Origin of the sequence: Myxococcus sp. CA033 (genome assembly GCF_013336625.1) — a bacterium.
Classification (GTDB): domain Bacteria; phylum Myxococcota; class Myxococcia; order Myxococcales; family Myxococcaceae; genus Myxococcus; species Myxococcus llanfairpwllgwyngyllgogerychwyrndrobwllllantysiliogogogochensis.
This window is the reverse complement of the sequence record NZ_JABUMU010000042.1, coordinates 13,796-35,831: the sequence shown is the minus strand read 5'-3', so window position 1 is coordinate 35,831 and position 22,036 is coordinate 13,796. Positions and strand designations below refer to the sequence as shown.

Below are 22,036 nucleotides of genomic sequence, written 5' to 3'. Positions count from 1 at the left end.
CTCATGGTGCGGGTACATGCCTACCTCAACGCGCGGAATGCACAGCGCTCTGCCTGTCCATCCCTGCGCCGAGCCGACCTCAGGCGTGCCTCCTGACGTCGTGCGAGAATCGAGATCGTTGGTTTAGAAGTCGCGAATCGAATCCAGCACCGAGACCAGCGCCTCTCGATTCAGGGGCTCGGCGGATGCCCCGCCCTTGGACCGGAGCTTCTCGTCCACCGCGTCGAAGATGCCCATCAGCGCGACGTAGATGTGCTCACGCTCCTCGGTGTAGATGAAGGTCTTTCGCGCATCCATCTTGTTGAAGCCCTCGGTATAGGTCGTGACGATGGGCGTCAGCGCGGAGACCAGGGCGGCGGCGCGGGTCTCCTCGGACGCGGCCTTGAGCGCGGCCGACCGGGCCTGTCGATACAGCGTCGCGGCCTTCTTGGCCTGGGTCGGGCTGATGGTGTCGGCCCCGTCCCAGATGCGGAACGGGTTGTCCAGGTTCTCCGCCAGCCATTCGGCCTTGCGCGGCTGACGCACGGACAGGTCCAGGCCCTCCCGAGCCGCGGCCTTGTATGCCTTCTTCACCTCGGCGGCGAGTTCGGCGGGAATGCTCGTCAGCCAGAGCATCCCCAGATGCGGGAAGCGCTCCGGACCGGGGAACTCGTCGGGCGTGATTCCAAACATGTCGCTCAACGTCAGCATGCGCAGCTCAGGCAGCGCCGCCAGCGCGGAGGTGTTCCTCAAGTAGCCAGGGGCCCCCCAGATGCGCAGCTCCGTCAGTTTCGGAAAGCGCCTCACGATGCCGGCGACATCCACCTCCTGTGCGGCGTGCACATGCAGGCTGTCCAGTGCGTCCAGTCCGGACCAGGCCATGGCCGGGTTGTTCACGGACAGCGTCAGCCATCGGCCATCGGCTTCCGCGTGAATCTTCAATTCCGGGCTGGCCTGTCCCATCAGGGACAGGTGCTCCAGTCCTTCGTTGAGGTGGAGCTCGTGGACGCCCGTCACCTCCAGGGTGAGTCGCGTCAGATTGGCGCCACGCAGGTCGACGACGCGCTCCCCGTGGGCCCGCACGTCCGACTCATAGACGAACGGGCGGCGGCGGATGAAGTCGAACAGCCCGGGGATGGGGGCGTCGGCGTTGACGGACGTCAGGATGGGCAGCACCTCGAACACCGCGAGATTGGGGGCGGCGGCGAGCCTGTCCGTGTCGAGCCGCTGCGTCGAGCGGAGCACCTCGCGGTCGCCCAGCTTGAGCACCACGCTCTTGTCGCGGTTGGCGTCCATTTGCTTGAAGAGGTCGCGCTCGGCCTGGGGGATGGCTTCCCAGCGCCGCTGACTGTAGGTGGCGCTGCCGGAGGGCCAGCGGCTGTAGCTCTTGATGTCCTCGACGACGAGGGGCGGCCGGTGACCCACGAGCGTGTAGCCACGAGGAACCTCGGCGGACACCCAGACGTGGACGCGGTGGTCCTTCCAGAAGAAGAAGTTGAAGTTGGCGGGCGCCATGGCCGCCATGGCCGCGGCGTCGGGGAGGGCGGGGCCCACCCAGTCCAAGGCCAGCACGGCGGCCAGCTCGCTCTTCCCCTCCGCCTTCAGGGCGGTCACCTGGACGGCGGTGTAGGCGTCCAGCCGAGGGTTGTAGACGGCGAGAATGTCTCCGGGCGTGGGCTTCATGTTCGGGCGGATCCGTAGGTCGAGTGGGAAACGGACTCAGTCTAGGTCACGGCCCACGTGTCTCCCTCGCGGTTTGGAGGCGCGACGCGCACGATGTAGCGATCAACTCGCCCATCTGGCGCTGAGTGCACGGAATGCCTGAATCTGGAGGGCCGCTACGCCCACTCGATGCGCAAGCGCTTGCTGCCCGCCGAGTCCAGAAGCGCGAGCGCCCCGCCTTCGGTCAGGGCCCGCTTCACGGCCTTCCAGGAGGCCTCGGTGAGCAGCCAGGCAAAGCCGTCCTCCACCAACTGGCTCGCGTCCTTTTCCTGCTCCGGGACGACCACGAGGAAGTTTCCGCAGAGCCGCTCGGCGTTGTTCTGCCCGGGGGGAGTGATGGCTTGAGGTTCGCGCTGGCCCGGCGCCCAGACGAAGTACGCATCCGCGGTCGGGTCGAGTCCCGTGAGCAGCGCGAAGGGCATGTTCGCCGGAAGCTCCGCGAACAACTGCTGGAGGAGCGCCTCGGCGCCCGGAACGAGGCGCAGGACGATGTCGCTCCCCATCTGGAGGACCCGTGCTTCCTTGAGGCGGGCACTCGCGATGTTCGACAACATGCTCGCCTGGAGCATCTCCGCATGCGGCAGCTCGGGCCGCTCGGGGTCGAACCAGGTGGGGCAGGGGAAGTGTGAGCACATCCGGCCCAGGGAGGACATCACCCGCGTCGCCCCGAAGCGCTCGACCAGCGCCAACTCCCCCTCCGTGACGGGAACGGCGGCGAGTGCGTTTGCCGGAACGGACACCTCCGGCAGGGGCTCCGCCGGGACGTAGAGCAGATGCCGGCCAGGGAAGAGACTCCTCTGTCCGAACTGGGTGTGACCGCCCGTGTCCACGGTGCGCCCCTGCTCGGCGAACTGGTTGATCGTGGCGAAGAACGAGAACAGCTTGGATGAAAAGGCCTCATCCGCCATCCCCGCAGGCAGCGTGAACACCAGCTCCTTCTGTCCCTTGGCGGCGAGTCCGTCCGACACGTACGACACGCAGTCCACGGGCCCCTTCGACGTCGGGCGGGCGTGCCGGGTGACAGACACCGTGAGCCCGGGTGCCACCTCGACCCGCTGTGCCAGGGCCGGCGAACGACCGGCTCCCGACACGCGCCCCATCAACTCATTCCACCAAGCCATGCCCTGCCTCGTCGAACCCTCGTGACAGGCCGGAGCGTACACCTGGTCACGAAGCGGCGGCCAGGTAGTCCTGCAGCCTCGAGGTCTCGGTGTTCATCAAGGACTTCGCGAACAGATAGAAGCGATAGGCGTCGCGGAAGTTCGAGCCGAGGCCGAACGAGACGCGAACGGCTCCGCAGAGCCCCTTGTTGAGAATCTCATCGTCGAAGGTCCTGCAATCGAAGATCTTCTTCGTCTTGTCGAGCTCGCAGTGCTCCGCGCCAGCGGTCGTGTAGGTCGCATGCTGCACCGCGCCCAGATTGCAGAAACAGCCATTGCGAAGCGTGATGCCGAAGGACTCGGCGGCTCTCTTGACCTGTGAATGCGGGAAGACCGAGTTGTAGCAGTCGAACAGGTTCAACATGACCGTCGCGCCCTTGTCTTCCGACGCGGGGCCATAGACCCGGCAGAGCGGGCCCTTGGCTTTGATCTCGTGCTGCAACGGCTGCAGCTGCGTTTCGAGCCATCGAGCCAGCGCCTTCGCGCGACCGCCGATGTTGTGGACTCCGAGCCTGGAGATGAATTCGAAGCCATAGGCGATGGCGTGGAAGGATGCGTAGTTGGGCGTGCCGATTTCGAACTGCCTCCCCTGGTCGTGGTGCAACAGCCGGTCCGTGGGAGACCACGGCCCGGAGTAGTAACACACCGCGCCCCCGGCGAAGGATGGCGGGGTCAGCTTGCGCAGGGAATCTCTCTTCGCGATGAGACAGCCGGACCCGGTTGGATAGCCAAATATCTTGTAGAGGGAGACCGGGACGAAGTCCGGTTGATAGGTCTCGAAATCGAACGCCGACAGGGGGACGAACGCCGCCGCGTCGCACAGGACCATCGCTCCTCTCTCTTGCGCGAACTTGATCCATTTCAGGTCATGCTTCACACCTGTCGCGTTGGACTGCGCGGGGAACGCGAAAAGGTGGGCGTGGTTCCTGTCGAGCTTCTCGAGCGAGCGCCGCAGTGAGCTCTCGACGAGCAGCAGCTCCTTGTTCAGGGGGATGTACCTGACAGCGGCGCCCCTGGCCTTGGCGAACTCCCGGATGCCGTGGATGGAGGTGTGGTTGTCCTTGGCGAGCAGGAACTCCGAGCCGCTCTCGAAGGGGAACGACTCCGCGACCAGCCTGATGGCCCCGCTGGCGTTCGGGGTGAAGATGATCTCGTACTCCTCCGGCGAGCAGCGGAAGAACCGGTAGATCTCCGAGCGGGCCTTCTCGTACGCCGCTTCGGTGGCCTTCGAGCCGGTGTGCGGATTGCCGAGAATCGTATTCCTCAGGACCTGATGGTCACGATCAATGAGGCTCTCTGGGGCGATGGCGCCACCCACATGATCCAGATAGGTCTCTGATTGTGCATCCAGGCGTGAGAATTCCTCGCGCCTCAAGGCCTCCACCTCGTCGTCGGGATACTCCGGATGCTCGGCCAGGAAGGCCGACTTCATGGTCTGGTATTCCCGCAGGGCGTGCGCGTCGGAGCGGGAGAGCAGCCGTTTCTCTCGACTCTCGACGAGCTCCGGCGCCATCGCACGAAACGAGTTCAGTCCATTGAAGTCAGGCAGGGCGCTGACGGCAACGGTCTGCTTGCTGGCCTCGTCGACCGCGCCGCGCAGGAGCCAGGCCTTGACCTCGTAGTTCTGGGTCGGGACACGCGTGCGAAGCTCCCTGAGAATCGTATCGAGATACGCCTCCCGGGTAGGGGTGTCGCACTGGTTGAACTCCTCCAGCAAGATGCAGGTGTTGAAGATGAACTCTCTTGTGTCCTCCTCGCCCAGGAAGAACGACAAGGGACATGACGTCGCGACCTCGGCGACGCCTTTGGCGAGCCCCTCCAGGGAGAACGCGCTCGTGATCGCCGTATGGTCGGTCAGGCTGAGCGCCCTGTCCAGGACGGCCGACGGAGTTCCAAAGAGCTTCTGCGACTGTTCCCGGGTCAGTCCAAACAGCTCATTGTAGTGGAAGACCGTGCCGTAGATCTTCCCTCCCGGACGAAGGACTCGCTTGAACTCTCGCGCGACCTTGGTCTTGTCGGGTGGGAACATCAGGCCAAAACCACAGACGATGATGTCGAAGCTGTCGTTGCTGAAAGGCAGGTCCGCCATGTCGACGTCGGCATGGAACTCGACGTCCCGCTTGAGCTCGTCGCCCACCACCGTCTTGCACACGTCGATGGCAATCTTGGAGAGGTCCGTTGCAACCAATTTCAGATTGAGCGGCCTGGCCAGATCTTCGTAGAGATGCGTGGTGATTCGGCCCGTCCCACAGGCGACCTCGAGGATGTTCGTGATGGGTGCTTCCGGTCGGATGTCCTTGCGGATTTCCCGTACGAGGAGTTCGCCATAGGGTTTGAAGAGCTTGGGCCCCAACACGCGCTCATAGAACTCCATGAACGTGCTCAGGGTCCACTTGCGCTCAGACACCGTCTTGCAAGACTGCTTCGCAGTGCTGTTCATGTGCGGGCTTTCTGTGAGTGGGGGTCTGTGTCGGGGCCGTTTGTGACTCTTTGCGATGAATGCCTGGGCCGATGCGCGCCCCGATGCCAGGGTGACTCGTGCGCTTGCCTGGGATGGTTACACGCCAGGGTTGTTGATCATTTCAGAAATGGCAAGCGAATCCGCGAATGTCAGGCGGTGCGGGCCGGGTGCGGGCTGTTTGTGCTGCCATTGCGGGCTGCTTGCCTTTGCGCTGCGGGCTGGACGCCCATGAGGCGCGCTGACAGGCCGGTTGCTGCTCGAGGTCGGCCGCTCCCAGGGCGTGGCGGCGTATGGCCACCCCTGGCGGGCCCGTTCGACGGTTGCTATGGGGATGCTCTTCTGCTCACGAAGCGGCGGCCAGATGGTCTTCCAGCCGCGAGGTCTCGGTGTTCATCAAGGACTTCGCGAACAGATAGAAACGATAGGCGTCGCGGAAGTTCGAGCCGAGGCCGAACGAAACGCGAACGGCTCCGCAGAGCCCCTTGGTGAGGACCTCCTCATCAAAGGTCTTGCAGTCGAGGATCTTCCGCTTCTTGTCGAGTTCGCAGTGTTCCGAGCCCGCGGTCGAGTAGGTGGCGTGCTGTACCGCGCCCAGGTTGCAGAAACAGCCATTGCGCAGGGTGATGCCAAAGGACTCGGCGGCTCTCTTGACCTGGGCGTGCGGGAAGACCGCGTTGTAGCAGTCGAACACGTTCATCATGACCGTCGCGCCCTTGTCTTCCGGCGCGGGGCCATAGACTCGACAGAGGGGGCCCTTGGCCTTGATTTCATGCCGCAGTGACTGCAACTGCGTTTCGAGCCATCGAGCCAGCGCGTTCGCTCGACCGCCGATGTGGTCGACTCCGAGTCTGGAGATGAATTCGAAGCCATAGGCGATGGCATGGAAGGATGCGTAGTTGGGCGTACCGATTTCGAACTGCCGCCCCTGGTCATGGTGCAACATCCTGTCCGTGGTAGACCACGGCCCGGAGTAGTAACACACCGCTCCACCGGCGAAGGACGGCGGGGTCAGCTTGCGCAAGGAGTCTCTCTTCGCGATGAGACAGCCTGCCCCGGTCGGATAGCCAAATATCTTGTAGAGGGAGACCGGGACGAAGTCGGGTTGATAGGTCTCGAAATCGAACGCCGACAGGGGGACGAACGCCGCCGCGTCACACAGGACCATCGCTCCGCGCTCTTGAGCGCGCTTGATCCATTTCAGGTCATGCTTCGCGCCCGTGGCGTTGGACTGCGCGGGGAACGCGAAAAGGTGGGCGTGGTTCCTGTCGAGCTTCTCGAGCATTCGCTCCAGCGAACTCTCGAGGAGCAGCAGTTCCTTGTTCAGGGGGACGTACTTGACAGACGCGCCCTTGGACCTGGCGAATTCCCGGATGCCGTGGATGGAGGTGTGGTTGTCCTTGGCGAGCAGGAGCTCCGAGCCGCTCTCGAAAGGGAACGACTCCGCGACCAGCCTGATGGCGCCGCTGGCGTTCGGAGTGAAGATGATCTCGTACTCCTCCGGCGAGCAGCGGAAGAACCGATAGATCTCCGAACGGGCCTTCTCGTGGGCCTCCTCGGTGGCCTTCGAGCCAGTGTGGGGATTGCCGAGGATCGTATTCTTCAGGACCTGGTAGTCATGCTCGATGAGGCTCTCTGGAGCGATGCCACCGCCCACATGATCCAGGTAGGTCACCCGTTGTGCATCCAGGCGAGAGAACTCCTCGCGTCTCAGGGCTTCCACTTCGTCGTCGGGATACTCCGGATGCTCGGCCAGGAAGGCTGACTTCATTGCCTGGTATCGGCGCAGGGCAGGTGCATCGGAAAGCGGAAGCAACCGATCATCTCGACTCTCGACGAGTTCCGGCGCCATCGTACGGAACGCGCTGAGTTCACCGAAGTCGGGCAGGGCGCTGACAGCAACGGTCTGCTTGCTGGCCTCGTCAACCGCACCGCGCAGGAGCCAGGCATTGACCGCATAGTTCTGGCTGGGAACATGCGCACGAAGCTCTCCGAGAATCGTATCAAGATACGCCTCCCGGGTGAGGGTGTCGCATTGGTTGAACTCCTCCAGCAAGACGCAGGTATTGAAGAGGAATTCTCTCGTGTCCTGCTCGTCCAGATGGAAGGTCAGGGGACACGACGTCACGACCTCCGCGACGCCCCTGGCGAGCCCCTCCATGGAGAACGCGCTCGTGATCGCCGAATGATCGCTCAGGCTGAGCGCTCCATCCAGGATGGCCGAGGGAGCGCCAAAGAGCTTCTGCGTCTGCTCCAGCGTCAGGCCAAACAGCTCATTGTAATGGAAGACAGTGCCGTAGATCTTCCCTCCCGGACGAAGGACTCGCTTGAACTCCCGCGCGACCTTGCTCTTGTCGGGTGGGAACATCAGGCCAAAGCCACAGACGATGATGTCGAAGCTGTCGTTGCTGAAGGGCAGGTCCGCCATGTCGACGTCGGCATGGAACTCGACGTCACGATTGAGGTCGTCGCCCACCACCGTCTTGCACACCTCGATGGCGATCTTGGAGAGGTCCGTTGCAACCAGTTTCAGGTTCAGCGGCCTGGCCAGCTCTTCGTAGAGATGCGTCGTGATTCGGCCCGTCCCACAGGCGACCTCGAGGATGCTCGTGACGGGAGCTTCCGGCCGGATGTCCTTGCGGATCTCACGGACGAGGAGCTCGCCGTAGGGCTTGAAGAGCTTGGGCCCCAAGACGCGTTCATAGAACTCCATGAACGTGCTCAGGGTCCATTTGCGGTCCGACACCGTCTTGCAGGACTGCTTCGCCGTGCTGTTCATTCGAGAGCCTTCAGTGGGCAGGGGTGTGCGCGCTGAGACTCTATCTCATGACTTTTTCGCGGTAACCGGCAGTCTCTCGGAGCCAGTATCCGGTCTGTGTCGGCCGTGGAGGAGTGAGGGTGATAACGGGGACTTGGAGACCGTCAGGGCAGAGGTGACGCAGCAAGACCCGTCAGATTGGCAGACTGCGTCAGCGGACTGCGTCAGCGGACCGGGCGCAAGACGCCGTGGCGACGATGCGCCTTGCTCCGCTTCCATGAACACGTACTCATGCTGCGCATCGCGGAGCACCAGCGACTTCTTGCTGTCCTTGTTCGCGACGACGAACTCATAGCCGTCCTCACCCGGCGAGCTGCTTACGAGCGTGACCGTGCCGTCATCACCGCGCCGCGAAGCGACCTCGCTCTTCCAGTCGCCAAAGTCGAACAGGTGGCCGCGCCCCTGCGTACCACCTGGATGTCGCCCAACTCCACGCTGCGATAGCGCGCGGGTCAGGGGGCCTGGATGAAGCCGGCAGGTGGCCCCATGAACGCGTTGCCAACACGGATGTTGTCAATCAAGACGTAGCTGTTCGCGGTGATGGCATTGTTGGGGCGGTCACCGAAATAGGCCAGGATGCGGCTGTAGTCGAGTGGCTGCGCAACGACATTCAGGTTGCCGCAGTTCCAGCCCTCGGTGGTGACCCCACCATCGCAGAAGCCGATGCGGTGTTGGAGGCGCCCGTCTCGAGACCAGATGTAGAGCGTGTTGAGCCCTCCGATGACGACCTCGAACTCCACATAGAGCCATTGCTCCAGGAACTGCTCCATCTGGAAGGAGTGCCTGGTCGTCGGAGTGGAGGGGGCCCAATGTGAACTGAATTCGTCGGCGCAGATTCCGGCGGCGTTGTTGCACGCGCGAAAGCCGCGGTAGGCGTACTGGCCGGACGCCGTTTCGAGGGCCCCCTCGGTCACCATCGGGCGGATGTTCCTGCCGCCGTTGGAGACGTCGTCGTAGACCAGAACGTGCTTGTGGCCCGCGCCGCGCATCGTCGCCGGCCAATCGAGACCGTAATAAACCATGTAGCCGACGTTCGCGCGCAGGCCGTTCTGGTGGTTGAGCAGGATTCCGGTATCACCTTGGGCCACATAGCCTGGCCGCACGTCGAAGCGGGCACAGCCCCCGCTGTAACAGTTCACGGTCGCGTGGGTGCGCCTGAGAATCTGCGCGCGGGGATTGAGACTCTCCTCGAAGATGAGGTCCGTGTAGTTGTCGACGTCGAACTTCTCGACGAAGCCAAACGGCATCTCGGTGTTCGGTGTGCGCTGGGGCGCCGCGGCCAGGTCCCAGTTCGTCAGGGGAGGCACCACGCCTTGCCCGCCGGCCATGGCTGGTGTCAGCGAAGCCGCCATGACCACAGACAGGGCGGTCATCGCGAGGGCGGGCTTGATGACGAGTCGATGGAAAGGAGAGTCCATGGGTTGCTCCTGGTCCAACGGAGGTTCCCGGCCCTGTCTTAGGGTCGGGTTTAATCGTGTAACTCAAGATTAAACTGCGTGGCCATGAGGTGTCAAAGACGGGGCGCGGGCGTGGAAGGGGGCCCTTGTGGGTCCATCGAACCGCTGTGTCAGGCCTGACGTCTGCCTGGACGCGCTCGTGTGGGACTGTAGGCGCCGGGTCGTGGATGACAGTGCGTCCCGGGTGCGGCCCCACCGAGGGTGGGAATTGACATCCATGTCTTGAGTCGAGAGCTTGTCTGGTTGAAAAATTGAAAGACTTTTATTGAGTGATAAGAGCATCGCCGCTGGAACTCGCGTCGCGAGCCTCCCGGTGAAGTGTCTGCCTGTCCGTCGCGGGCAGGGTCCCCTCTCTTCACATCTCCCTCTCTATGCACACTCAAGCATCCTTCCGGGTGCTGTCTCCACTCTGGAGACAGACCCTGGTCGTCGTGTCTGTCGTTCTCTCCCTGGTGGGCTGCCAGCGTGAAGACAGCCTTCCAACTCCCTCCGCCGAGGATGGCTCGGCGCGCTTCGCCATCTCAGTGCAACAAGCCGTGACAGCGGATGACGTCCAGCGTGTCGAGGTCATCCTGGATGCCGCCGACATCCCCGCGACGACTGTCCAGTTGGTGGAGGACACCACGGTGTGGACGGGGCTGATGAGCGTCATTCGCGCCGGCTCCGAGCGGCGCTTCCGGGCCTCCGCCTATGACGCCCAGGACAAGCTCATCTTCCGGGGCGAGGCCACGGGGGTCACCATCACCGCCAACCAGACGGTGCAGGTGAACATCCTGCTCCAGCAGGTGGACCCGTCGCCCGAGTTCTCCAACGCGGGCCCCATCATCACCTCACTCGTCGTGTCGCGCTCCTCGGTGGAGGTGGGCGGCTTCGTCGACCTCCTGGCGACGGCGCGGGATCCCAACCCTGGTGACGTCCTCTCGTACGCGTGGACCGCCACGGCGGGCACCTTCGACAACGCGGCCAGCCGGCGGGCCCGGTGGACGGCGCCCGCGACGGAAGGGATTGTCACGCTGACGCTCACCGTCTCCGACCAGTTGGGTGCATCCACCTCTGTCAGCTTCGTCATCCAGGTGGATGGGACGGGCGTGGGCACCGCGGAGGTCATCGTCCGATTCAACGCCTGGCCAGAGGTGGTCTCACTGACGGGCGCCCCCACGCAGGTCGTCCCCGGGCAGGCCATCGTCGTCAGCGCCCAGGGAACGGACAATGACGATTCCGCCACGTCGCTGGCGTATTCGTGGAGCGCGTCGTGCGAGGGCACCTGGACCGATGCCGGCTCACGCAATGCTCGCTTCTCGCCCACGTCGGTGCCGGCGAATGCCACGTGCGACAACTGCCAATTGACGGTGCGGGTGTCGGATGGCAGGGGCGGCGAGGGCTTCGGTCGGCTCGGAGTCTGCGTCGGCCCGCCGGTGGCCCCCAATGTCGCGCCCCGGATTACCAGCGCCTTCCAGACCTCGCGCAACCCGTCGGCCGGCAGCGTGCTTCGCTTCAGCGTTCGTGCCGTGGACCCCGAGGGCTCCGCGCTGACCTTCGCCTGGGAGACGAACACGGGCGCGCTCGGTGCTCCGACCAGCGGCGGTGACGCCAGTGAGGTCCTCTGGACGGCGTCCGCCTGCGTGGACGCGCAGGTGGCGCCGGTGGTGACGGTGCGCGTCGCCGACGCGGAGGGGTTGGAGACGCTCCAGTCCTTCCCGCTGACGTGGCGCGGGCTCTCGTGCCCCACGGCCATGGTGTTCCGCACCCAGCCCACCGACGTCCTGGCGACCGCGCCCATCTCCCCCGACATCCAGGTCGAGCTGCTCGACAGCCTGGGGCGCAACGTGCCGGTGTCGTCCGGTGTGGTGACGCTGTCCATCGGTGACAACCCGGGCGGAGGAGTCCTTTCGGGCACCGCGTCGGCCACGCTGGTGGCGGGCGTCGCGACCTTCACGGGGCTCTCCATCGACGCGTCGGACGTGGGCTACACGCTGGTGGCCTCCTCGGCGGGACTTCCGTCGGTGAGCAGCGCGGTCTTCACGGTGCATCCCCTCGTCATCCAGGGCAGCCGGCTGGATGACCACCTCACCACGGGCAATGTCCTGGTGCAGCGGAGCCTCGACCTGAGCGCGACGACCATCTCCGCCCTCGTGGAACGGCAGGATGGTGGCTTCGCCACGTACCCGGGGACGGGCACGGCGGCGGGGACGTTCTCCATCTCCGGCGTGCCGCGCGGCGCGTACTACCTGCGCATCGGCTCGGACTACATCGTGACGTCGTCGCGCTCAGTGGACCTGGGCACGTCGGTCCAGGGGCGCCCGGACGCGGTGGTGCCAGCCAACACGACGTACCTCGCCGTCGACCTCCAGGGGCTCGCGACCTGGCAGGCCGAGGACTACCTGGAGGTCTTCTCCGCGAGCGTGGGCCTGTGGGGGCAGGGCGTGCAGTTGCTCCATCAGGCCGGCACCGCGCCCACCGCTGGCGCCGTCCGCTGGACGCAGACGCTGCGCTACCGAGGCATCCCGGGCTCGCGGCTGCTGGAGTCGGCGCGGGGTGACAGCCTGACGTTCCACCAGCTCTCCACCAAGACTCCGGGCGGCACCGAGGCGGGCGAGACGCTCACCTACAGCGCGGCCGCGCGGGCCTTCACCACCACGGCCACCGTCGCGAACGCCACCACCACCTCCGTGGCGGGGACGATGGCGGCGCTGCCCCAGGACCAGGGCCTCCTCGTCGACTGGCGTGCCACCACCTTCGAGGGCTTGCGGACGGCGGTCCATCCCGCGGCCCAGGTGGACTCGCACGCGCTCTACGTGTCCGCCTTCCCGGATGGGACGCGTGGCACCTACGCGGCCGCGCCGGACCTGATGACGTTCTACCCGCCGGTGGGGGGAGGGGACCGGGCGCTGTCCTTCTCCTACGGCAATCCCTTCCCGGGCTTCGCGCAGGCGGGGCAGGTGAGCACGGAGTTCACCGTGGCCTTCGCACTTCCGCTGCCGGGCGGAGGCACGGCGGAGCCGATGTACTTCCGTCCTTCCGTGACGTACGCGGACGCGCTGCCGGCCTTCGGCGCCGCGCCGCTGACTCCGCGCCTGAGTCCCGTGCGGATGCCGACCCTCAACGGGCAGGATGCGTTCGGCACCCTGTCCGGCGTGGGGCTCACGCCCCGGCTCGCGTGGAGCGCGCCCTCGGTGGGCGACGCCACGCACTACCGGGTCCGCATCTTCGAAATCTACGTGGACAGCGAGGGCAGCACCGTCCAGGGCCCCCAGGCAGGCCGGCTCTACACGAGCGCGACGCAGCTCACGGTGCCACCGGGCGTCCTGGAGGCAGGGAAGCGGTACTTCGCCCTCGTCGAGGCGCGCTCGAGCGGCAACCTGGACTTCCAGAACCGTCCCTTCCGCTCCGCGTGGCCCGAGGCCAGCGCGATGCTCGTGACGGGTGTCTTCGCGCCCTGAGCCTGTCCCGCGTTCCCCCGCGAGGCCGGGTGTCGGCGCCTCGCGGGTGGACCGCATCCTCTCTTCCTCCTTTCTCTTGCGAGCCCCCATGCGTCCTCAGTCCTCAGGCAGCGTGTTGCTCAGAACCGCCGTGGTGTGTGTGTTCTCCTTCTTCCTGGCGCGGTGCGCCTCCGACCCGCCGGACGAGGCCTGCGATGCGGGCTGTCAGGCGGGCGAGGTCTGCCAGGATGGCAGTTGCATCGACGAAGCCTGTCAGGGCGTCTCCTGTCCCGAGGGCCAGGCCTGCGCGGATGGCGCGTGTGTCGACGTCGTGCCGACCGGAACGGTGGAGGCCCTCGCGGGGCCGAAGCGTGACAACGGCGAGATGTGCATCTCCGGCATGGATTGCCTCAGTGGCCTGTGTGCCGACGGCGTCTGCTGCAACAAGGCCTGCGGTGGCGCGTGTGATGTCTGCGACCTGCCGGGGTTGGAGGGTGTGTGCACCGTGCGCTCCGCTGGTGCGGCGTGTGATGACGGCAATGCCTGCACCCTCGCGGAGACGTGCAACGGACAGAGCGCCAGTGGCTGCGTGGGAACCGCGCTGACCTGCAACAGCCCGCCGAGCCCGTGCCATGTGTCCGCGGGCACATGCTCGGGGGGAACGTGCTCCTACTCGCTCCGGCCGGTGGGCGCGGCGTGTCCGGAGGATGGCAACCCGTGTACGGCGGACGCGTGTGATGCCGTCGGCGCGTGTCTGCACCCTCCTGTGGCGGCGGGCACGTCCTGCGGCGCGGGGAGCGTGTGCGGCGGAGCGGCGCAGTGTGTGGCCGGCTGCTGGATTGATGGCGCGCTCCATGCGCCCGGTGCCACGAACCCCGCGGGAGCCTGCCAGGTGTGCGAGCCGGGCCTGTCCTCGACGGAGTGGAGCTTCAAGTCGGCGGGGACGCTGTGCCGGGGCGCGGCGGGCGTCTGCGACGCGGCGGAGACCTGCACGGGCAGCAGCGCGCAGTGCCCGGGCGACGACGCGGTGGCCAACGGCACCACCTGCGGCACCGCGCAGAGCGGTGGCTGGAGCGCGTGCGGCGGCTTCTCCGGGGAGTGTGGCGAGTCCGGCTCGCGCTCGCGCGACGTGACGACCTACGCCTGCTCCAGCGGGCAGTGCCAGGCATCGACGGCGACCCAGAGCGAGGGCTGTGCACGGACCACGAGCGGGAACTCCTGTGGCCCTGGCAGTGGCACCGGGAGCTGGGGCGCCTGTGGAGGCTTCTCCGGTACCTGCGGGGAGAGTGGGATCCAGTCCCGGAGCGTGACGAACTACGCGTGCTCGAGCGGGAGCTGCCAGGGCTCCTCGTCCACCGAGTCCCGGGGCTGCTCCCGTGACACGGATGGCCTCTCGTGCGGTTCGGGAGGCGCGGGCGGCTGGAGCAGTTGCTCCTTCAGCAGCACCTGCGCCCAATCAGGGACACAGCAGCGCACCGTCTCCAGCCAGGTCTGCTCGGGCGGGGCATGCGGCAGTGACTCCTACGTGGAGTCGCGGTCCTGCGGCCGTGTCACCGAGGGGAGCTGGTGTGGCCCCGAGTACAGCAGCTACGTCTGGAGCGACTGCGCGGGCTTCAGCGACGTGTGTGACAGCGGAGGGACGCAGTCGATGCAGTTCATGCGTGAGAAGTGCCAGTCCGAGCAGTGCTCGCCCACGTACTACTCCAACAGCCGGACCTGCAGCCGGAGCACCAATGGCACGTCCTGCGGAGGCTCGAGTGTCGGCGGTTGGAGCGAGTGCGCGGGGTTCGACAACGACTGCGATCCGACTGGCACGCAGTCGCGCTCCGTCGCGAGCGCCGTCTGCTCCAATGACTCCTGCCAGTCGGCGAACACCACCGAGACGCAGTCCTGCTGGCGGAACACTCCGGCGTTCCATCACCTCTGCAATGGAGTGTGCATCAACATCTACAACGACAACATGAACTGCGGTGGTTGTGGCGTGCAGTGCGACGTGCCCACCTACCAGTGCGCGGGGCTCTCCTGCGAGCGGGTGTGCGGCGACGTGTGGTGCCTCAGCTCCCAGCCGCTCCCCCCGAAGCCGATGTGAACGATGTGTGTGGGCACCCTTCGCATGGAGGGAGGGGTGCCCCGTTCCAAGGGCAGGTGGGGTGCGTTCACCATTGCCCTCCGCGCCGCGCTCTACGACGCTGGCCACCGAGCGGCCCGAGCGGGGCCCGCACGGAGGCCTCGATGACACGCGGTGGTTGGGTGGCGCTGATGTTGTGCTGCGGTGCGGTCTCGGTGGAGGCCGCCGAACCGGAGGTCGCCGACTGTGACTTCCGGTGGGAGTGCCAGGTCGGAGCGCACGGGTTCTCGGTGGCCTTCGACTCCGCCTCGGGCGAGTGCACCGAGGACGACATGACGGCCGTCGTGGAGACCTCGGGAGGGAAGACCGGGCTGCCGCTGGAGAAGGCCTGGTACGGCTCCATCGCGAACGTCGCGGATGGGAAGTCCGTCTGCCGGCTGGCTGGAGCGAAAGGGTCCGTCGGCGGTGGCGTCTCCGCCTTCGCGGTGGATGACCGCCGCGCGCTGGTGTTCTTCACCCGCGACGACCGCCCCGGGTACGAATGGGTGGGCGTGGCGCTCATCGACGCGGCGACGGGGAAGGTGCTCGACGTGAAGCAGCGACTCGGTCAGTCGAAGGAGCGCGTTGTCGCCATCCTGAAGACGCCGCGTGGCTTCAAGCTCCAGTTGATTCGAGAGCACCTGAAGGGCGTGCAGTGCGACTGCTCCGCCGCCTTCGCGGACGACTGGATGGCCGTCGACGTGGTCAACGGCCGGATCCACGCGCGCTGGATGCGATGAGGCACGGGCCCGCGGCGGGGTGAGGGCGTCCTCGCGGCCAGGGGGCAGGTCGGTCGCAAGGGCTTCGGAGAACGAGCGCGGCGGACGTGCGAGCCGGATGCAGGCCCGGCTCCCCGAGCCACCCAGGCCGCGCTCGAAGTGGTTCAGCCGGTTCGCAACGACCAGTCCTCGCGGCTTCCTCCGTAGTGAGAGTGGGTGACGCTCACTTGATTCGTCCGTCCTTGCTGCGTCCCTCCTGAGGAAGTGGTCCCATGTCTCGAAACAGACGTCTCGGCGGCAGCGTGCTGCTGGCCGCCGCATTGTTCTCCACCCCGGGCCTCGCTGATGATGAGGTGACGAACGTGCTCGCCTTGGACCGGTATCCGGTCCCCGCGGTCCGGGAGAGCAAATACCGCAATCGCATCGCCACGGAGCTGGGAGGTGGCGGCTGGCAGACCTTCGTGGGGGACCTGCACAATCACCCCCGCGGCCATGACGCCATGGACGGTGGGTCGCTCAGCTTCACTCCCCAGATCATCCGAAGCGAGGTGCTGCTATCCGCCTTCCGCCACGGCTATGACTTCTTCGGCACCAGCAACCACACCACGTCGTGGAAGTCCTACGACGACGATGACCCCATCTCCCAGCTGAGCCCCGTGCTGGATGCGAACGGGCAATCCGAGCTGCTCGTCCTCAGGGGCAGGGAGTCTCATGTGGGCCCGGATGATGGGACGGGCTCAAGCCATGACCACCACTTCAACAGCTTCAACCGCAATCTGCATGTCAACTCCTCCAACATCGGGAACATGCACGACGAGATCGTCGACAACTACTCGGCGGACCCGCTGCTGAGCACCCACATCCAGCTGAACCATCCGAATGACGACGTGTATTTCACGCTCCCCACGGCGCCGGACCGACGCCAGAAGGTGAGAGATGCCGTCGAACTCGCCGAGTACAACGGGCTCCCCAAGTATTTCGAGCTGCTGCGGCGCGGCTTCCGCGTCGCCCCCGTCTCCAACACCGACGCGCACTCCACCACCCGCGAGCAGTTGGGGGGCGCTTTCATGGAACAGCACCCGAACGGCACCTGGGTGCGCCGCTACATCGACGAGCCCGGCGTGCCCCGCGAGAAGACCCATGGCCACGACACGGCCCAGGGCCGCGCCGGTGTCGTCCTGCCTCCCGGCACGCCGTTCAACTACGACAACTTCCTCATCGCGCTGCGCAACCGCTCGGTGTTCCGCACGGCCCTTCCGCCTGCCTCCGGCTTCTTCATGGTCAACGGCCGTCCCATGGGCTCCGAGTTCGCGCTCAGCCCCACCGAGCGGCGGCTCGACTTCACCGTGTGGGGGACGACCAAGGATGGCACCGGTGGCGGCAACAACTGGACGACGCTCCAGGTCTGGAGCCCCTTCCAGCCCAACGCACCCATCAAGGAAATCCCGTACACCGACATCGGACTCATCGACCTGAAGGAGGTCTTCTCGCTGACGCCCTACGAGTCCATCTACGTCGTCACGCTCAGGCAGCAATGGGAGAACGCCGAAGTCGTGATGGCGCCCATCTGGGTCACCAATCCCGTCAGCAAGCCCGTCCTCTCCTTGCCGGATTCAGTGGTCACCCGGTCATCCCAGTACCCGTACTTCACCGTCAGCGGCGGAGGTGACACCCTGCTCCTCCAGCGCTCGACGCCCCAGGCTCCCCAGACCTGGCAGACGGTTGGGACCATCACCAGCAATCACATCTATTATCCCATCGACCACCACATCCAGCCGCGCGTCTCCCACTGGCGCGTGGTGGACGCCTACCAGCAGACCGTGGTCTCCAATACGACGACGCTGACCGTCACGGATTTGATTGATGTGACCGCCTCCTCGGGGACCTCCCTGACCCTGGATGGCGATGACATCCACGTCCACTGGTCCCACCCGGCGCCGCAGCTCGTCGACTACTACCTGTCGCAGGACAGCGGCCTGACGTGGACCAAGGTTGGAGAGGAGAGCGCTGCCTTCACGGATCGGCACTGGACATTCGACACGGCGGGACTGGGCGGCTCGACGCTGATGCTGAAGGTCGTGAACCGGCTCGACGTGAGCTACCAGGGCTTCTCCGGCCCCGTCACCGTCTCCCATCAGATTCGAGTGGGCGCTGGCAACGCCACCGTCAATCCCATGGCGGCCTACACCGTCGCGGACAGGAACAAGAGTTCGTGCTGGTGGAGCAGCAATGGGAACTCGCAGTCGGTGTACGTCTACATGGAGCGCGAGTACCTCATCAAGCGGATGGAGATCGACTTCGGGCAGTGGAACCCCACGGGCTGGGCGATGGCTGTCGGCCTGAACGGGAGCACCTGGAGCACGAGTGACAGTGGGTCCATGTCCTATGGCCCCAACCAGACGGTCGTCGCGGACTACAGCCAGCGTCCCGGCGGAGGGCTGATTGCGAAACACGTGCGGCTCTACGTGTCCGGCACGTTCCCTGGAGTGAGCAGCTACTCCCAGGTGTGTGAGATCCGCCTCTACCACTAGCAGGCGGGCAGGGGAGGGCGCGCGACGGGAGCGTGCCCTCCTGTGCCGCCGAGGCTCGCGGGGCCGGGCAATTCCCACCCGCGACAGTCCGGGCGCGGTAGGATGGGGTTCGCCGTGGTCGGGCGTAAGGAGCGATACCGTGCCCAAGGGTCAAGAGAAGGCGAAGAAGGACAACAAGCCGAAGCTGTCGACGAAGGAGAAGCAGAAGAAGAAGAAGGAGAAGGCCGACAAGAAGAAGTAACCCGGACGGCTTTCCAGAATCGCGCGCGCGCCTGGCTGCACCCGCTGCAAGCGGACGGGTGGCGCGCGATTCTGGAGCACCGGCGGCTTCGCCTCCGCCGGAGGTGAGCGATGACCTGCCCTGGTGCGCTTGTGCGACAGTGCGCGGCATGTCTCGACTCCGTGGGCTGACCAGCCCCCGCACCAGCGCCGTGCTCCTGTTGCTGGTCGCGATGAGCTGCATCCAGGTGGGGGCCTCGCTCGCCAAGCGGTTGATTCCCGTCGTCGGCGCACAAGGGACGACGGCGCTCCGGCTCGTGTTCGCCAGCCTGATTCTGCTGGCCATCTGGCGTCCCTGGCGCAAGCGCCTCACCCGCGCGGAGCTGCGCTCCGTCCTCGTGTATGGCGCCTCGCTGGGGGTGATGAACCTGACCTTCTACCTGGCGCTGGAGCGGATCCCCCTGGGCATCGCCGTCGCCATCGAGTTCACCGGGCCCCTCGCGGTGGCGCTCCTGTCGACTCGGAAGGCCGTCGATTTCATCTGGGCGCTGTTGGCCGTGGCGGGCGTGGTGATGATCCTGCCACTGGCGGGGACCGGGAAGGCGCTCGACTGGGTGGGGGTCGGCTGGGCGCTGGTGGCGGGCACGTGCTGGGCGCTCTACATCGTGTTCGGCCAGAAGGCGGGCGCCTCCGTGCACGGCGGGACGGCCGCGTCACTGGGCATGCTCACCGCGGCCCTGCTCGTCGTTCCCTTTGGCGTGGCGCAGGCGGGCACCTCGTTGCTGGACGTGTCGCTGCTGCCCGCGGTGCTGGGCATCGCCGTGCTGTCGAGCGCGCTGCCCTATTCACTGGAGATGATGGCGCTCAAGGAGCTGCCCACGCGGACCTTTGGCATCCTGATGAGTCTGGAGCCCGCGCTCGGGGCGCTCGCGGGGCTGCTGTTCCTGGACGAGCGACTCTCGTGGGTGCAGGCCCTGGCCGTCGGCTTCATCGTCCTGGCGTCGGTGGGCAGTGCCCTCTCGTCGAAGCGGACCCCGTCGACGCCGGAAGCGGTGGCCTGAAGGTCAGTGCCTGGGGGCGGGGTGGATGGGCAGACACCGCGCCCGTGCACGAGAGGGCGTTGGATGCTGCTAGCGTGACGTCGACGGGAGGCCTCATGAAAAGCACGTCCGTGGTGGCAATCGCCCTGGGTGTCGTCGTGCTGGGATTCGCCGTGACGCGGTTCTCCCTCGGCACCCCTGAGACCCCGATGGCCGCGCCCACGGTTCGCGAGGCTTCCGCCCAGCAGTCGCTGGGTGGGGCGCCCGACGCCGGGCGGACCGAGGCCCAGGCGCGGGAGGTGCCTGCCGAGGGCACGACGCCGGACTCCCAGCGCGCGCCAGCCGTCCTCATGGAGGGACTGGTCACCGACGTGGATGGGCATCCCCTGGCGGAGGCCACCGTGGCGGCCATGACGCCGCCTCGGCTGAGCAAGGACAAGGCGCGTCCTTCCGGTGAGGTGCAATCCAAGGGGGAGGTCCAAAGGTTCGGAGACTACGAGTCCACGAGGTTCGAAACGCGGACCGACGCGGCGGGGCGCTTCGTGCTCGAGCTGCCCGAAGCGGGCCCCTATATCCTCGTCGCCTATGGGGAGGACTTCGTCGTCACGCGCCTGGAGCGTGTGGAGGCTCCGGTCCAGGACCTTCGACTGGTGCTGCACGCCGGTGGGCACGTGGAGGGCACCGTGGTGAGCGCCCGGGGTGAGCCGCTCCCGGAGGTGGCGCTCACCCTGTTCGCCGAGGGAAAGAAGGACCGCACCACCGAGTGCGTGAGCGACGAAGAAGGACGCTTCGTCATGCGCATCGTGGAGCCGGGTCGCTACACGCTCCGAGCGGTCTTCAACACGGGGGCGCCTCATCGCGCCTCGCGCGTTGTCGAGGTGCGCCCTGGGGAACAGTCGACGGTGGTCTTCCGGTTGGACACCGGAAAGTCGGTATCCGGTGTCGTCGTGGACGAGGCGGGCAGGCCCCTGGCTGGCGCTCAGGTGAAGGCCCACTCGCAGCGGGAGAACCATGCCCAGCTGTATGAGCAGGAGCACGGCATCCAACTGGAGGACGCATCCTCGCTCACGGACGAGGCGGGCCGGTTCACCGTCCATCACCTGCTGCGAGGCGAAAGCAACCTGACCGTCGAGAAGCCGGGCTACGTGTTGCGCGTGGCGACGCGCGGGGAGGATGACGCCTTCGACCCGCTCCCCGAGCACCAGGTCGCCGCGGGCTCGACGAACGTGAGGCTGGTGCTGCGCTACCTGGGGAGCATCCGAGGAAAGCTCCGGCGCTCGGACGGCGCGCCCATTGACCGCTTCACCGTCAACGAAGAGTCCTTTCAGAGCGAGGACGGCGCCTTCCGGCGCCCCATCCAGCAACCCGGTGTGACGTGGCTGACGCTCGAGGCCCCGGGGCACACGCGCATCATCCGTGAGGTCCGGGTGGAGCGCGGCCAGGACGTGGACCTGGGCACGCTGGTCCTCGAAGCAGGGCGGTGGGTGCGCGGGCGGGTGGTGGACGCGACGACCTCCGCCCCCGTCGAAAACGCCCAGGTGGTCGTCCGGCGCTCACCGTCCTCCCAGGTCGATGAGTCCTCGTCGGCGCAGGTTCCCGAGCTGGCGAGCGCGAAAACGGACCCCTCGGGCGCCTTCGAGTTCGGGCCGATGGAGGCGGGTCCCCTGGCCATGGAAGTCTCCCACTCCGGCTACCTGCCGCTTCAACAGTCGGTGGGTTCGGGCGAGGAGACGCTGGAGGTGGTGCTCTCGCCGGGCGCGCGGTTGGAGGGCACCGTGAAGGACCGCGAGGGACAGCCCGCGAAGGTGACACTGCGGTTGAGCGCCCTGGGGGGCCAGAAGCTCCATCGCTCCGGCATCGTGGACGTCAGCGAAGGGTCCTTCTCCATGGGAGGACTGGAGCCCGGGGAGTACGCCATCTCCCTCAGTTCCAGGTACGACTTCATGGGGAACCCCTGGTCGGAGACCCAGTCGGGCCGGTACGTCCCGCGCCGGGTGACGCTGGCCCCCAACGAGCGGAGAGTGCTCCAACTTCAGGAGCGAGAAGGCCACTCCACGCTGCGGCTGCGTGTGCCCCGTGTCACGGGCACTCCCCCCGAGGATGTCGCCCTCCACCAGGCGGTGCTCGTCCCGGGGACGTTGTCGCCGATCCGCAGCTACGGTCGCGTGGAACGAATCAAGCTCGAGCTGGGTGTGCTCGGCCCGGCGGGAGTGACCTCCCCGGAGGTCGTGTACGACGCGCTCCCCTCGGGCCGCTACACGTTCCTGCTCGTGGGGCGCAACGTCAAGGGTGGCCCCTACCTGCTGCACGCCGAGGAGCTGGTGGTCCCCGAGGTGGGTGTCCTGACGAAGGACCTCCAGCCCGTCTGGAAGCCCATCGAACACATCATCCTGTGAGCACCGCGACC

Annotated in this window: 12 protein-coding genes; 7 read left to right on the top strand and 5 right to left on the bottom strand. The window is 66.3% G+C overall.

Translation table 11 applies throughout. The features are described from left to right. Positions 1-123: 123 nt before the first annotated feature. From HUA78_RS45145 to HUA78_RS45130, 4 genes are all read right to left on the bottom strand, one after another. Positions 124-1,662, bottom strand: a complete 1,539-nt coding sequence (locus HUA78_RS45145; protein ID WP_174479062.1) for a gliding motility protein — start codon at positions 1,660-1,662, stop codon at positions 124-126. Between the two features lie 155 nt (positions 1,663-1,817). Continuing rightward, complete coding sequence (locus HUA78_RS45140) at positions 1,818-2,822, bottom strand: hypothetical protein (protein ID WP_174479061.1); 1,005 nt, start codon at positions 2,820-2,822, stop codon at positions 1,818-1,820. A 46-nt stretch (positions 2,823-2,868) separates the two neighbouring features. Further along, the gene (locus HUA78_RS45135) at positions 2,869-5,301 is read right to left on the bottom strand and encodes an aminotransferase class V-fold PLP-dependent enzyme (RefSeq protein WP_174479060.1); all 2,433 of its coding nucleotides are present in this window, start codon (positions 5,299-5,301) and stop codon (positions 2,869-2,871) included. Positions 5,302-5,665: 364 nt separating this feature from the next. After that, positions 5,666-8,098, bottom strand: coding sequence for an aminotransferase class V-fold PLP-dependent enzyme (locus tag HUA78_RS45130; protein WP_174455787.1), 2,433 nt, complete (start codon positions 8,096-8,098; stop codon positions 5,666-5,668). Positions 8,099-8,368: 270 nt separating this feature from the next. Here HUA78_RS45130 and HUA78_RS45125 point away from each other — a divergent pair, with 270 nt between their 5' ends. Beyond that, positions 8,369-8,581, top strand: coding sequence for a hypothetical protein (locus tag HUA78_RS45125; protein WP_174479059.1), 213 nt, complete (start codon positions 8,369-8,371; stop codon positions 8,579-8,581). Between the two features lie 8 nt (positions 8,582-8,589). Here HUA78_RS45125 and HUA78_RS45120 read toward each other — a convergent pair whose 3' ends face one another. Beyond that, positions 8,590-9,555: a hypothetical protein gene (locus tag HUA78_RS45120; protein WP_174455785.1), complete on the bottom strand. Its 966-nt coding sequence runs from the start codon at positions 9,553-9,555 to the stop codon at positions 8,590-8,592. A 470-nt stretch (positions 9,556-10,025) separates the two neighbouring features. Between HUA78_RS45120 and HUA78_RS45115 the strand changes: the two genes are divergently transcribed. The 6 genes from HUA78_RS45115 to HUA78_RS45090 all read left to right on the top strand — a co-directional run bounded on the left by HUA78_RS45115 (position 10,026) and on the right by HUA78_RS45090 (position 22,025). After that, entirely contained in the window at positions 10,026-13,034 is a 3,009-nt protein-coding gene (locus HUA78_RS45115; RefSeq protein WP_174479058.1) for a hypothetical protein, read from the top strand. 88 nt (positions 13,035-13,122) lie between these two features. Continuing rightward, positions 13,123-15,102 (top strand): hypothetical protein, encoded by a 1,980-nt coding sequence (locus HUA78_RS45110; RefSeq protein WP_174479057.1) that lies wholly within the window; start codon positions 13,123-13,125, stop codon positions 15,100-15,102. Between the two features lie 143 nt (positions 15,103-15,245). After that, the gene (locus HUA78_RS45105) at positions 15,246-15,860 is read left to right on the top strand and encodes a hypothetical protein (protein WP_174479056.1); all 615 of its coding nucleotides are present in this window, start codon (positions 15,246-15,248) and stop codon (positions 15,858-15,860) included. Between the two features lie 251 nt (positions 15,861-16,111). Next, positions 16,112-18,370, top strand: a complete 2,259-nt coding sequence (locus HUA78_RS45100) for a hypothetical protein (protein WP_174479055.1) — start codon at positions 16,112-16,114, stop codon at positions 18,368-18,370. A gap of 389 nt (positions 18,371-18,759) precedes the next feature. After that, the gene (locus tag HUA78_RS45095) at positions 18,760-19,650 is read left to right on the top strand and encodes an EamA family transporter (protein ID WP_174455780.1); all 891 of its coding nucleotides are present in this window, start codon (positions 18,760-18,762) and stop codon (positions 19,648-19,650) included. A gap of 95 nt (positions 19,651-19,745) precedes the next feature. Beyond that, the gene (locus HUA78_RS45090) at positions 19,746-22,025 is read left to right on the top strand and encodes a carboxypeptidase-like regulatory domain-containing protein (RefSeq protein WP_174479054.1); all 2,280 of its coding nucleotides are present in this window, start codon (positions 19,746-19,748) and stop codon (positions 22,023-22,025) included. Positions 22,026-22,036 lie beyond the last annotated feature (11 nt).